General features: G+C 68.7%; 12 protein-coding genes and 1 pseudogene. 4 read left to right on the forward strand and 9 right to left on the reverse strand.

Annotated elements, in window-relative coordinates; all coding sequences use genetic code 11:
* Positions 1 to 8 precede the first annotated feature (8 nt).
* Genes moaA through ABD198_RS25580 form a run of 5 tightly spaced genes read right to left on the reverse strand, consistent with a single transcriptional unit; the run spans position 9 to position 6091 of the window.
* Complete coding sequence (gene moaA, locus ABD198_RS25560) at positions 9 to 1025, reverse strand: GTP 3',8-cyclase MoaA (protein WP_344006121.1); 1017 nt, start codon at positions 1023 to 1025, stop codon at positions 9 to 11.
* A gap of 13 nt (positions 1026 to 1038) precedes the next feature.
* Complete coding sequence (locus tag ABD198_RS25565; RefSeq protein ID WP_344006123.1) at positions 1039 to 2577, reverse strand: aldehyde dehydrogenase family protein; 1539 nt, start codon at positions 2575 to 2577, stop codon at positions 1039 to 1041.
* Between the two features lie 14 nt (positions 2578 to 2591).
* Positions 2592 to 3272: an NADPH-dependent F420 reductase gene (gene npdG / locus ABD198_RS25570; protein ID WP_344006125.1), complete on the reverse strand. Its 681-nt coding sequence runs from the start codon at positions 3270 to 3272 to the stop codon at positions 2592 to 2594.
* Between the two features lie 28 nt (positions 3273 to 3300).
* Positions 3301 to 4401 (reverse strand): S-methyl thiohydantoin desulfurase family protein, encoded by a 1101-nt coding sequence (locus tag ABD198_RS25575; protein ID WP_344006127.1) that lies wholly within the window; start codon positions 4399 to 4401, stop codon positions 3301 to 3303.
* 40 nt (positions 4402 to 4441) lie between these two features.
* The gene (locus ABD198_RS25580; RefSeq protein ID WP_344006129.1) at positions 4442 to 6091 is read right to left on the reverse strand and encodes a hydantoinase/oxoprolinase N-terminal domain-containing protein; all 1650 of its coding nucleotides are present in this window, start codon (positions 6089 to 6091) and stop codon (positions 4442 to 4444) included.
* Positions 6092 to 6490: 399 nt separating this feature from the next.
* Between ABD198_RS25580 and ABD198_RS25585 the strand changes: the two genes are divergently transcribed.
* Genes ABD198_RS25585 through ABD198_RS25600 form a run of 4 tightly spaced genes read left to right on the forward strand, consistent with a single transcriptional unit; the run spans position 6491 to position 9713 of the window.
* On the forward strand, positions 6491 to 7483 hold the full coding sequence (locus tag ABD198_RS25585; RefSeq protein ID WP_344006131.1) for an LLM class flavin-dependent oxidoreductase: 993 nt from the start codon (positions 6491 to 6493) through the stop codon (positions 7481 to 7483).
* A 13-nt stretch (positions 7484 to 7496) separates the two neighbouring features.
* Positions 7497 to 7808 carry a hypothetical protein gene (locus ABD198_RS25590; RefSeq protein WP_344006134.1) on the forward strand — a complete coding sequence of 104 codons (312 nt, stop codon included), beginning with the start codon at positions 7497 to 7499 and terminating at the stop codon, positions 7806 to 7808.
* 42 nt (positions 7809 to 7850) lie between these two features.
* Positions 7851 to 8993, forward strand: a complete 1143-nt coding sequence (locus ABD198_RS25595; protein ID WP_344006136.1) for an XdhC family protein — start codon at positions 7851 to 7853, stop codon at positions 8991 to 8993.
* Positions 8994 to 8996: 3 nt separating this feature from the next.
* On the forward strand, positions 8997 to 9713 hold the full coding sequence (locus ABD198_RS25600; RefSeq protein ID WP_344006139.1) for an SRPBCC family protein: 717 nt from the start codon (positions 8997 to 8999) through the stop codon (positions 9711 to 9713).
* Positions 9714 to 9804: 91 nt separating this feature from the next.
* Here the strand turns inward: ABD198_RS25600 and ABD198_RS25605 are convergent, their stop codons facing one another.
* The 4 genes and pseudogenes from ABD198_RS25605 to ABD198_RS25625 form a co-directional block, all read right to left on the reverse strand.
* Positions 9805 to 10524 (reverse strand): transposase domain-containing protein, encoded by a 720-nt coding sequence (locus tag ABD198_RS25605; RefSeq protein WP_425580549.1) that lies wholly within the window; start codon positions 10522 to 10524, stop codon positions 9805 to 9807.
* 181 nt (positions 10525 to 10705) lie between these two features.
* The gene (locus ABD198_RS25615; RefSeq protein WP_344006141.1) at positions 10706 to 12115 is read right to left on the reverse strand and encodes a dipeptidase; all 1410 of its coding nucleotides are present in this window, start codon (positions 12113 to 12115) and stop codon (positions 10706 to 10708) included.
* A 216-nt stretch (positions 12116 to 12331) separates the two neighbouring features.
* Complete coding sequence (locus ABD198_RS25620; RefSeq protein ID WP_344006143.1) at positions 12332 to 12649, reverse strand: hypothetical protein; 318 nt, start codon at positions 12647 to 12649, stop codon at positions 12332 to 12334.
* Positions 12646 to 13135: pseudogene (locus tag ABD198_RS25625) on the reverse strand (hypothetical protein); the annotation flags it as partial. The gene ABD198_RS25620 and the pseudogene ABD198_RS25625, both read right to left, overlap by 4 nt.

A 13135-nucleotide genomic window follows, 5' to 3' on the forward strand; every position in this document is an offset into this window, starting at 1 on the left:
AGCAGCTCTCAGCCCCCGATGGCGGACATCGGCCTGGACGGCTGCAGGAATCCCAGGTCGTCGATGCCCGCGCCCGCCTTCTTCGTCCACATCGCGGCTCTCCAGCGCTCGGCGAGCTCCTCGTCGGTGGCTCCGCCACGCAGCGGGGTGCGCAGATCGGACTCCTCCCGCGCGAATAGGCAGTTGCGGATCTGACCGTCCGCGGTGAGCCGAGTCCGGTCGCAGGAGCCGCAGAACGGCCGGGTCACGCTGGCGATGACGCCGACCCGTGCCGGACCACCGTCCACCAGCCACGTCTCCGCCGGGGCGCTGCCACGAATCCCTTCGTCCTCCGGGGTCAGGTCGAACGCAGCCGACAGCGAGTCGAGGATCTCCGCGGCGGTCACCATGGCGTCACGGCTCCAGCGGTGCTGGGCGTCCAGCGGCATCTGCTCGATGAAACGCAGCTGGTAACCGCGCTCCAGACACCAGCGCAGCAGCTCGGGCGCCTCGTCGTCGTTGACGCCGCGCATGAGCACCGCGTTCACCTTGACCGGCCGCAGGCCCGCGGCGTCAGCCGCCGCGAGGCCTGCGACCACATCGGCCAGCCGGTCCCGCAGCGCGAGCTTGCGGAACCTCTCGGGCACCAACGTATCCAGGGAGACATTGACGCGGTCGAGGCCCGCCTCACGCAGCGGCCGGGCGAGTCGGGGAAGGCCGATGCCGTTGGTGGTCAACGAGATCTGGGGCCGCGGCTGAAGCGCGGCGACCCGGCCGATCACATCGAGCAGGTCGCGCCGCAGGAGTGGCTCGCCGCCGGTGAAGCGGACCTCCCGGACGCCGAGCCGCGTCACCGCGATGCGGATCAGTCGGACGATCTCGTCCGCGGTCAGCAGCTCGGGTTTGGGAAGCCAGTCCAGTCCCTCGGCGGGCATGCAGTATGTGCAGCGCAGGTTGCAACGATCCGTCAGCGACACTCGAAGGTCGGTCGCCACCCGGCCGTAGGTGTCGACGAGCGTCCGTGCCTGGTCGGTGATCCGGCCCATGCGGTTCCTCGTCTCAGGTTGCGGGATGCAGGGTGTAGGACGGGAAGTTCCCGTGCAGCGGGTCGTCGGGCGCGCCATCGGTCACCGCGCGCACGAGCAGCTCACCTCCCACGAATGCGCCGCGCCACGAGGCTCCGTTGCCGCCGAAGACCTCCTCGCGGTCGCCGCGGGACCGCGGCTTGTTGATCCCCACCTTGAACGCCTGCAGCTGCCTGCCCAGCCGCTGGGCCGTCGCTTCGTCGTCGCAGGCGAGGGACGCGACGAGCGCTCCGTTGCTGGCGTTCATCGCGGCGAGCAGCTCGGCCTCGGTGTCCACGAGCACGATGGTGTCGACGGGGCCGAACGGTTCGGCGTGGAAGAGCGCGGACGAGCTCGGCGGGCTCAGGACCGCGACCGGCGCCAGGTAGGCGGAGCGGTCCTGGCCGTCGATGAAGCGGCCGCGGCCGACGTCGCCCCGGTAGAGGGGGACACCGCCCCGGTCGAGGGTCTCCGCCACGGCGTCGTTCAGCTCTTTGACCTTGGCGGCGTTGATGAGTGGCCCGTAGTCGAGATCGGGCAGCGCATCGTCCGGTGAAGCGACTGCGAGTGGGTGTCCGAACCGGACCTCGTCCAGCACGGGCAGATAGGCCGCGAGGAAGTCGTCGAACAGCGAGCGCTGCACCACATAGCGGGGGTAGGCGGTGCACCTCTGCTTGGCGTAGTCGAAGCTCTTGCGCAGATGACCGGACAGTGTCTTCCAGTCGCTGAACTCCCACACCCCCCAGCAGTTCAGACCTTCCTGCTCCAGGATGTGCCGCTTCCTCTGGTCGACGAGGCTCTCCACCTGGCTGCCGGCCGCCCGTCCGCCGACGAACGAGACGCAGCCGATCTCCGGTGCCGCCACCAGGGCCGGGGAGAGCGTCCTCCCGGAACCGCTGACCAGCGTGATGGGCAGGCCCTCGCGTGCCGCCAGCGCACAGGCCAGCGTCAGGCAGGCCAGTCCGCCGTCGGTCGGCGTCTTCGCGATCACGGCGTTGCCGGCGAGCAACTGGACGAGCATGGCGTGCATCAGCACGCTCATCGGGTAGTTCCAGCTCGCGATGTTGCTGACCGGTCCGGCCAGAGGCGTGCGGCCGACGAGCATCCGGTCGATCTCCTCGACGTACCACCGCACTCCGTCGATGCAGCGGTCGACGTCATTGGTGGCCAGGCGCCACGGCTTTCCGATCTCCCACACCAGCAGCAGGGACAGCAGGTCCCGGTGGGTCTGAAGCGCGTCCAGCGCGGCCGTGACCTTGGCCTTGCGCTCCACGAGCGGCACCTGACGCCACTCGCGGTGCGCCTGCGCGGCGGCGGCGACCGCGGCGGAGGCCTCCTGAAGACTCAGAAACGGCGGCCCGGCGATCTCAGTGCCGTCGACCGCGGAGGCCGCCGGGATGGGAGCACCGTCGCGACGCCACTGGCCGCCCCACAGGTTGAGTACCCGGTCGTCGTGGAATGCCTCCGGGGCGACGGCCACGCAGCGTGCGTAGGCGTCCGCCCAGGCCGTGCCGGGCTTGAGGATGAGAGACATGTGCACCTCCTCCTTCAGTGACTTCTGGTCAGGCCGGTGACAGCGAGGCCGGAGTGCGTCTTGTACTTCTTGTTGATCGAGATGAGCACCGCCGTCAGCGGTTCGAGCTGGCGGGCCAGACGCAACGCCCCGGCGTCCACTCCGATCCGGCCGGTGACCGCACGGACGAGCTCCTGCACGACGCCCTTCGCGGCCGCGTCGTCACCGCAGACGAGGACGTCCTCGTCCTTGAGGTACTCGGCGTCGCCGAGCAGGCTTACCGCGGACACGTGGTGGAAGGCCCCGACCACACGGCTGTCCGGCAACAACCCTGCGGCCTGTTCGGCGGCACTGCCGTCGCTCACCGGCAGGCCGTAGGGGCCGCGTTTGTCGAACCCCAGCGGATTGACGCAGCTGATCACGATCTTGCCGGCCAGGTGGTCGCGCAGATCTGCCACGAGCTCGGTGTGGCCGTTCCACGGAACGGCCAGCAGTACGACCTCGTTGACCGATGCGGCCGTGGCGTTGGACGTCCCGGAGACTGCTTGGTCCGCGGGAAGTCTGGCGTTGAGCTTCTGGGCCGCCTCCTGTGCCCGCTCGGGCGAGCGGGATCCGAGGAAGACCCGGTGTCCGGCGCGGGCGAACCGGTACGCCAGTCCCTTGCCCTGCGGGCCCGTGCCACCGATCACGCCGATGGAGTAAGTCTGCGACTGCATGGGTGCTCCTGGGGGTGAATGGTCCGGGTCACAGCGGCGCGAGCTTCTCGACCGGCGTCCAGTCCTCGTCCAGGCCGAAGGCCCGGGGACCGAAGACGTCCAGTGCCTCGGGGGTGCGCATGATCGCCGGCGTGGAGATGGCGATCACCCGGACGCGCTGCCCGTAGCGCAGCGCCTCGGTCGTGATCGGCGTCGCGGTCTCGGCGTCGAGCACCGAGATGAGGTCCGGGACGATCGCGAGCAGCTTTCCGTCGCTGCGGGCCACCAGATGCTCGTTCTGAAAGGTGAGCTCCACCTTCGTCGCGCCGTCGAACGTCGCGATGGTCGCGGTGCCGCGGACGAACCCGTCGGCGCTGCGGCGCTCGATGTCGACGACCTTGCCCTCGAGCAGGATGCGTGCGTGCTCGTAGATGGTGCCGGACAGATAGTCGATCAACGCCTGGAACGGATCTTGCTGGCTCTCCCTGGCTTCCCGGATCACCCTGCCGAGCCGGAGGGCCAGCGTCATGGTCCCCGGGATCGCGGTGCGCTTCACGTCGGTGCCGCTCATGGGATATTCGGCGATGTAGGAGACGCCGCCCATCCGAATCGTCACTCCGCGCGCGAACCACTCCATGCTGCGGTTGTCATCGCCGGTGTCGATGATCGTCACGTTCTGGCGCTCGTCGCAGATCGCCATCGGTGAGCCCGCGACCCCGTACACCCCGAAGGTCTCCATCTGCAGCTCGGGGAAGGCGCGTCCCATCCCGTCGCCGTCGACGATCGGCAGCCCGGTGCGCGCCGCGACCAGCAGCGGAACCATCGAGTTCAGGCCGCCGCACTCCATCGGAATGATGGCGTCGGCCTTCCTGCCGAGATGCCGTTCCAGCCGGCGCAGTGCCGTCACCGGCTCGCCCCCGCCGGGGATCTTCTCGATGACGACGGTCGGTGCGCCCATGAATGCGCTGGCGATGACGAGCGCCTCGTCGTCGACCTCGTCCGGCTCGATCAGCCGGATGGTGCGGCCGCGCCGCAGTTCCTCGGCCACCAGCAGGGTCCCGATGTAGGGATCTCCGCCGCCCCCGGTCCCCAGCAGGGCGGCGCCCCGCGCCAGGTCTTCCAAGTCGTCGAGCTCAAGCGTGTATGCCATGTCTCCCTCTGTCCTTTCGATCGCCCGATACCGCACCGCCTCACCGGGCGAGGACGAGATCTCCCACTGCCTTGACCCGGATCCGTGTCGCGTTGCCCGGCAGGTAGGCCAGCGGGACTTCGTCGACATCCACGATCTGCACCGACGAGCGGCTCGCACCGGCCGACACCGCCTTGTCGACGGCCTCCTGCTTGGCCTCGTCGAGCACGGCGTCCCGCTGGCCGGGCTGGATCGAGTACATGCGGTCGACCTCGCCGCCCACCTGCGCGATCGCCGCGCCGATCGCGTTGGCGGTGGCGAAGAACTCCGGCCGCCGCACCTCACCGACGCCGGGAAGGCTCTCCGGGACGAGGATGCTGCCGCCGCCGACGGCCACCACGGCGATGGGCTCGGAGCTGGTGCGCACCCGGTCCACCACGTTGGTCATGTCCTCGGAGATCCGCTGCAGCACGGCGTCGATGAACGACCGGTCCAGATGACGGACCAGGCTCCGGTCCCCGATGTCGGCGATCCCGGCGGCCACCGCGATATCGGTGCAGGTCAACGTGTCGCCCCCGAACACCAGCGCCTTCTCGGTCAGCCGGTAGCCGACGCTGTCGGGGCCGACGCCGAACGGCTCGGACCGTATGCAGCTGCCTCCGCCGATACCGATCGAGAGGACGTCGGGCATACGGAAGTTGGTGCGGATGCCGCTCACACTGACCTCGGTCGAGGCTTCGTGCGGGAAGCCGTTGCGGAGCATGCCCACGTCCGTCGTGGTACCGCCGACGTCCACCACGGCGCAGTCGCGCAGGCCGGACAGGAAGGCCGCGCCGCGCATCGAGTTGGTCGGTCCGGAAGCGAAGGTAGCGACCGGGTAGCGGCGCGCGTAGTCGACGTCCATGAGCGTGCCGTCGTTCTGGCTGAGGAACAGGGGCGCGTCGATCCCCGCGCCGCTCACGGCCTCGGCCAGGCCGCGGCAGATGTGGTCGGCGAGTTCGCTCAGGCAGGCGTTGATGATGGTGGCGTTCTCACGCTCCAGCAGGCCCATACGCCCGATCTCGTGGGACAGGCTCAGCGACGCCCCGGGAAGGAGCTCCTTGAGGATCTCGGCGGCCTCACGTTCGCACTCCTCGTTCACCGGGGAGTACACCGATGAGATCGCGATGCTGCGCACTCCCTGCGCGGCGATCTCCTCGGCCACCCTGGCCAGCTCGTCGCAGCTCATGGGAGCGATCCGCCGCCCGTCGATCTCGTGCCCGCCGTGGCACATGTAGGCCCGGCCGTCGATCGCCCGCACCAGGCGCTCGGGCCAACTCGACATCGGGGGCAGGGCGGCGGTTGCCGGCAGCCCCAGCCGGATGGCGGCCGTCGGGGCGAGGCGGTTTCCCTCCACGATCGCATTGATGAAATGCGTCGTGCCGATCATGACGCCCTGGATCGCCGATGGTTCGTATTGCGTGCCCGACAGGAGGGTCTTCAAGGCCTCGGCGATGCCTGTCGTCACATCTTCGGTGGTTGCAATCTTGGTATGTGCGCACACCCGATCGCCGTCCATGAGGACCGCGTCGGTATTTGTTCCACCTACGTCAATGCCAATGCGCATCGGCTCTCCATTGTTGTGTCCAGCAGACCTCGACCTCGTACCTTGTCCGCAGCCGCAGCCGCAGCCGCAGCCGCAGCCTCGCGGCTTGTCCGCGGACGAACGCATATGCCGACGGTCTGAATTGACCTTAGATTCGGCGCGCCGACGGGTCATTGTGCTTTCTGCGACCAGTGAAGCCGGAAATTGTGCAACCCGCCCGACGCGGCCTGCCGACCAGCGGCGTCACGCAGAGTGAGGGGCTGTCGGCGGCATGCCCGCAGCCACGCGGGGCGCTGCTTCGGCCGGGCTGCGGAGCCATCCTTGCGAGATGCACAAGATCTCGCGAGGAATTGTGGGAAGCACCGAAGACCAGCAGGTCCGGCGGCCCCTAACTTTCCGGGACATGGGGCCGGGGCACCTCCCCGGCCACCGCTGATCCCCTTCGGCGTCTGTCCCCGGCCCCCTCACTTCAGGAGGAGCGATGCTTGAGCAACCTGCGATGCGGCACCCACGGGTGGGCGTGCGATGAGCGCCGCGACTGACATGCCGGTGGGACTGGTCCTCGGAAGCCACATGCCCGCCAAGGACATCGTGGCGATGGCCCGCCAGGCCGAAGATCTCGGTTTCGGAGAAATGTGGTTCTCCGAGGACTGTTTCTTCTCCGGTGGAATTGCCGGAGCCGCCGCGGCGCTTGCCGGGACCAACCACTTGCCGCTCGGTCTCGGAATCGTCTCCGCGGTGACTCGGCACCCCGCGATCCTGGCCATGGAACTCGCCACTCTCGACGTACTGTTTCCGGGCCGCATTTATGGCGGCATTGGGCACGGCGTGCCTGCCTGGCTGGACCAGATGGGCCTCATGCCGCCAGCGCCGTTGAAAACCCTCCGCCAATGCGTGACCGCGGTCAGGCAGCTGCTCGACGGCAAATCGCTCACCGAAGAGGGACATTTCAAGTTCGACAACATTGAGCTGACGTACCCGGCGGCCACCCGCGTGCCGCTCTACACCGGGGTGGTGAACGAGAGGGGGCTGCGGGTGTCGGGCGCTGTCGCCGACGGCACGATCCTGTCGGTCCTGGCCAGCCCGGCCTACGTCGAGTGGGCCAGGGCCCGGATCACCGAAGGCGCCGAAAAGGCCCAGCGCACCGACCCGCACCGGCTGGTGACCTACACGCTCTTCTCGGTCAACTCCGACTCCAAGGTCGCCAGGGCCGCGGTGCGGGAATCGATCGCCTTCTACCTCGCGGCGATGCCCAACAGCGCCCTGTCGCAGGTGTACGGGATCCAGGACCAGCTCAATGAGCTGCTGGCGGCCGGCGGAGCCGAAGCCGTCGCGCGGGACATGCCCGACGCCTGGGTCGACGACCTGGCGGTCGCCGGCGACCCCGACGAATGCGCCGAGAAGCTGCGCCGCCTGCTCGATGCGGGCTCCGACTCCATCGGGCTGTGGTTGTTCCCGGCGGACCAGGCAGGCGAGGTCGCCCAGCTGACTGCCCGCGAAGTACTCCCCCGGCTCTGACGAAAGGACCCTCATGCCGTACCGCGTCTTCTTCCTCAACAAGCTCCGCGAAGGTGTCGACCCGGCCGACTACGAGAGCTGGATCCGGCGCACCGACTACCCCGTCGCTCGCGCGAACCCGGCGATCCAGCGCTACGACGTCACCAGGCTCGAGTCGACGCTGGACGACGGCTCCCCCTCCTACGACTACCTCGAGGTGCTGGAGGTCGTCGGAATCGAGGAGTACCGGCAGGCGCTGGACACGCCGGAGTTCAAGCAACTCCTCAGCGAATGGTCGGAGTTCATCGCCTCCTCCGAGGCGGTCCACGGTGGAGTGATCGAGTGACCGGCCGCCGCTCGGCGGCCCCTCGGCACAAGGAAGCGACCCATGCGTGACGTCCTGCACGCCATCTCCGGCTGGTACGACTCCGGGGAGCGGTTCGCACTCGGCACCGTGGTTCATACCTCCCGCAGCGCGCCCCGCGGCCCCGGAGCGGCCATGGCCGTCTCCGGCGCCGGCGAGGTGGTGGGCAGCGTGTCGGGTGGCTGCGTCGAGGGTGCCGTGTACGAAGCCGCCCAACTCGCCGTCCAGACCGGAGAACCGGCGCTCGAGAAGTACGGAGTGAGCGACGACGAGGCCTTCGCTGTCGGCCTCACCTGCGGCGGGATCATCCACGTCTTCGTGGAGCCGGTCGACCGGACCAGGTTCCCGCAGTTCGGGGAGGTCGTCGCGTCGATCGAGCGGAGCGAGCCGGTAGCGGTGGCGACCGTGGTCGACGGTCACGGCCGGATCGGCGCCCGCCGCGTACTGTGGCCGGACCACGCTTCCGGATCACTCGGCGACGAGCGGCTCGACCACGCGGTCACCGAGGACGCCCGCGCCATGCTGGCCCAGGCGCAGACCGGCATTCGGCACTACGGGCTGCACGGGGAGCGGCGTCACGACGAAGTGTCGGTGTTCGTGCAGTCCTACACGCCCGCTCCCAGGATGCTGGTGTTCGGTGCGATCGACTTCGCCTCCGCGGTGGCCAGGATCGGAGTCTTCCTCTGTTACCACGTCACCGTGTGCGACGCCAGACCGGTGTTCGCCACGCGCAGGCGGTTCCCCGAGGCTCATGAGGTGGTCTGCGAGTGGCCGCACCGGTACCTGGCCCGGACGGCTGTCGATGAGCGCACAGTGATCTGCGTGCTCACCCACGACCCCAAGTTCGACGTACCGCTGCTCCAGGTCGCCCTCGGGACGCGAGCCGCCTACATCGGTGTGATGGGCAGCAGACGGACCCACCGTGACCGGATCGACCGGCTCCGGGAGCAAGGCGTCACCGACGACGAGTTGCAGCGGCTCGCATCGCCGATCGGTCTGGACATCGGTTCGCACACCCCGGAGGAAACCGCGATATCCATCGCGGCGGAGATCATCCAGACCCGCACGGGTGGAACCGGCGAGCGACTGTCGAGGACCGACGGCCCCATTCACCGCGCAAGTGCCCGACCGACCGCATCACTGGCAGAGGCAGATCTCAGGGAGTGATCCATGCAGCTCGAAAACACGTTCACCGTACCCCTGCCCGCTGACCAGGCCTGGCCGGTCCTGCTCGATGTCGAGCGGGTGGTGGCGTGCGTCCCCGGGGCGACGCTGGACTCAGTCGACGGCGATGACATCACGGCCCGGATGCGTGTGAAGCTCGGTCCGATCATGATGACTTACCGGGGCCGGGCCCGTTTCGTGGAGAGGGACGAGGCCGCTCGCCGCGTCGTCATCGAGGCGTCCGGAAAGGACAGCAAGGGCGCCGGGACCGTGAGTGCGACGGTGCAGACGTCCCTGTGCGACCGCGGCAACGAGACCGAGGTCCGTGTAGTCACCGTGCTCAAGCTGACCGGGAAGCCGGCGCAGTTCGGTCGCGGCGCCATACAGGATGTGTCGTCAACGCTCATCGACCGGTTCGCCCAGGCCCTGTCCGCCGAGCTCGCTACCTCTGGGACGCAAGGCCAGACAGACTCGCAAGGCCAGACAGACTCCCACCAGGGTGGTGTGTCGCAGACCCCCACACCGGTGTCCAACGGCAGCGGCGTTGCGACCAAGCTCACGGCTCCCGCCGCCCCTGGGACTCACCTCCGTGCCGCGGACGACCACTTGGATCTGCTCGATGCGGTCGGTCCCGTGGCGAGGCGGATCGTGCCCAGGGTTGCCGGCGCGGCACTGCTCATCGTCCTCCTGGCATTCCTGGGCTGGTACTTCACCAGCAATTGACCGGTCTGCGCAGGCCAGTCAACTGCTGGTGAGTCCGCAGGTGGGTCCGGCCGGTGGTTCATCGCCGCCCCGGTGGCTCTGTCGCCCGATGCTACGGGCTGAGGTACGGGTTCTCGGGGTGGGATGGGGACGGAGGAACGGTCTGTGCGTGGGGAGGCCAGGAGGATCGGCGTGGTGAAGCTTCCCCTTGATCGTGGACACCTGGAGACCGGGACGCGTGAGCTCTTGAGCCGGGCGAGCTGGACCGTGGTGGTGAACGAGACCGCTCGGGATCGACCTCGCCTTGTTCGGCGGCGTGAGCCTTGAGTGCGCACACGGCTTGATAGACGGTGAGGAGTGCGTAGATCTCCTGGCAGACGAGCTCGGGGGTCTTGGAGCGCAGGATGAAGCCGGCACCCCGCAGGCGGTTTTTGAGCTCGGCGAAGCCGTTCTCGATCTCCCGGCGTTGGTGGTAGAGCTGGGCCAACTGCCGTGCGGGCGCGTGCCGGTGATCCAGGGGACTGGTCGCCAGGCGAAACTTCTCCGCCTGCGCCGGCCGGTCCTGGGGCCGGTGCGCCGGGCAGGCAGGCGGCGCCAGCGGGCCGCATCGGCGCTCGAAGAGCGCCTGCAGCGGTTTGCCGCCCAGACGCTGACGGGCCCTGGTGAGCGCCGAGCTGGTGGGCTGCCGCTGCACGAATCCGCCCGGCAGGTGCCGCAGCTTCTCGGTCAAGGACCGCAGGACCACCCGGTATCCCGGAGGACCTGCACTGCCCGAGCTGCTGAACAGACACAGCGCCAGAACGAAGTACACCACCGCCCGGGCCGACAGCAGTCCGGCGAATCATCAGATCGTGGTGAGCACCCGACCGCGCCGAGGGTCTTTTCACACTCAAAACGGGCATCAACATGCCCTTCACCTGCGGAAACTTCCTGACTCACCGGCATTGCAGGTCAAACGCACCGCTCGCTTGTTTGCTCAAGGACCGGACAGCCCACCTCGCGAAAGCGCGAGGTCAGCGGTGTTGACCCTCGTCCGACTGATCCGGACAACTCCTCTTCGAATCCGCGTAGCCGATCAGGAACAGCGCCTCGGAGAGCGAGAGCCGCTCCAGCTCCTGAGGCGACACGCTCTCGTTCACTCCGTGGATCTGCGCCTTCGGCTCGCTCAGGCCGATCAATAGGATCTCTGCCTTCGGGTAAAGCGAGGCCAGTGTGTTGCACAGCGGGATTGAGAAGCCTTGTCCTGCGACTTGCATCTCCTCTCCCGGGTAGGCGACCCGCATGGCCTCCGCCATCGACGTGTATGCCGGGCTGGTGGTGTCCACCTGGAACGGCTGCCCCTGGCCAACCTGCTCCACCGCGACCCGCGCACCCCAGGGGACCTTGGCCTCGAGGTGCGCGGTCAGCAGTGCGGCGGCCTCAGCCACTTCCGTCCCTGGCGGGACCCTCAGGCTGACCAGTGCGCATGCGGACGCCTGAATGGACGCCGTGACGCCGGTCACCGGCGGGCAGTCGATGCCGAGCACAGTGACGGACGGCCGCGCCCATAGACGGTCCGCGATCGTTCCGCTACCCGTCAGTGCCACCCCTTCGAGAACCCCGACGTCCCGCCGGAAGTTCTCCTCCTGGTACTGCAGCCCCTCCCACACTCCGTCCGCGGCCAGTCCTTCCACGGTCGTCGAGCCGTCCTCGTCCCGCAGCGAGTCAAGGACGCGGATCAGCGCGGCGAGCGCGTCGGGCGCGGCTCCACCGAACTGGCCTGAGTGGAGGTTGTCCTCAAGGGTGTTCACCTCCACGCGCATCAACGCCATGCCGCGCAGAGTCGCGGTGACTGTCGGCAGCCCGGCACGGAGGTTGCCGGCGTCACCGATGACGATCGTGTCGGCCGAAAGCAGTTCCGGGTGCTGCTCGGCGTACTGCTGCAGGCCTCCGGTGCCCTGCTCCTCCGAGCCTTCTACGACAACCTTGACACCTACCGGTATCCCGCCGTTGGCCTTGAGTGCACGCAGCGCGAGCATGTGCATGATCAGGCCGCCCTTGCAGTCGGCCGCACCACGCCCGTACCAGCGCCCGTCGCGCTCGGTAAGCTCGAACGGGGGCGAGAGCCAGGCGGACTCGTCAAGTGGTGGCTGCACATCGTAGTGGGCGTAAAGCAGCACGGTCGGGGCATCCGCAGGGCCGGGAAGATACCCGTATACGGACTGAGTACCGTCCGGGGTGTCCAACAGCGCGACGTCCCTGAACCCCTCCGCGCGGAGCAGGTCGGCGACCCACTTCGCGGCGGCCTCGCACTCGCTCTTCGGGAACTGGGCGGGGTCGGCCACGGACTGGAATGCAACCAGTTCGGCGAGCTCAGTCCTGGCGCGCGGCATCAGCGACGCGATGGTCTCGGCCAGCGCGGTCGCGGGCGGAGGGGTGGTCATCGATAACTCCTCGTGGATGCAACAGGGTTACGCGGGGCACGGCCGCAATGGCTGGGAGCGCGGCGCGGCTTTGGGCCGCCTTGCGGGACGTCGTGGTGGTCGGGGATCCGACATTCGGGCGGCGTGCACGGCAGCCGTGCCCCGCCGGCGGACGCTGTTACCGGAAGGAAAAGCTGCCCCGCCACAGGACACGGCGGCGGCCACACCACGGGCTCCTCACCTGGCGCGCTCCCGCCCGGCTGCCACGTCCCATGGCCCGAGCATGGTGGTGCCGGCGCCGGCCCGTTCCGCCTTTCCGCCCTGGCGTATCTGGATGATTTCCGCAGCGATGGACGCAGCCGTCTCCTCGGGTGTGCTCGATCCGACGTGAGGAAGAAGACGCGGTGTGTCATCAGAGTCCTTGCTTTCTGAGCCGGGCAAGACGTCGCCGGAGTCAAACCCTGCGGCAAGAAGGCGGCCCAGCTTTTCCGCGCACTCGTCGGGATCACCGGCAATGGCCAGATCGTCGCCCCAGGATTCGGGCATCGCCTTCACCAGCCCCCAGCCGAGGAAGCTGAGCCGAGGAGGACGACGTCCAGTTCGACACCGGGCTCGACCGCCGTGGTGTCCTCCGGGATCACGATCAGTGCGTCCGCGCGCGCCAGGGCGGCGACCAGGTGCGACCCGGCTCCCCCGACGGGAGTGACGCGGCCGACCGCCTCGCCCTGCGCGGGCGGCTCGTTCCTGCCGCGCAGGAACTGCCGCTTACCGGCCGGCGAAGTGAGCGGCTCGCCGATCTCGAGGCGGGCCCGGACCACCCTGCGCTCACGCGGTTCGAGCCCCATGAGGGCGCGGATCGCGGGGCGGACGAACAGCTCGAAGGAGACGTAGGAGCTGACCGGGTTGCCGGGGAGGGCTAGCAACGGGGTGCGGTCGGGGCCGATGCGGCCGAAGCCCTGCGGCTTCAGGGCGATTGCAAAGTTCGTTGATCGTGTGTTGGTGCAGGTCAGTTGAGTCCGAGGACGGTCAGTGGCCGCTCGT

The sequence above is a fragment of the Streptomyces thermocarboxydovorans genome, from assembly GCF_039524635.1.
GTDB classification, from domain to species: domain Bacteria; phylum Actinomycetota; class Actinomycetes; order Streptomycetales; family Streptomycetaceae; genus Streptomyces; species Streptomyces thermocarboxydovorans.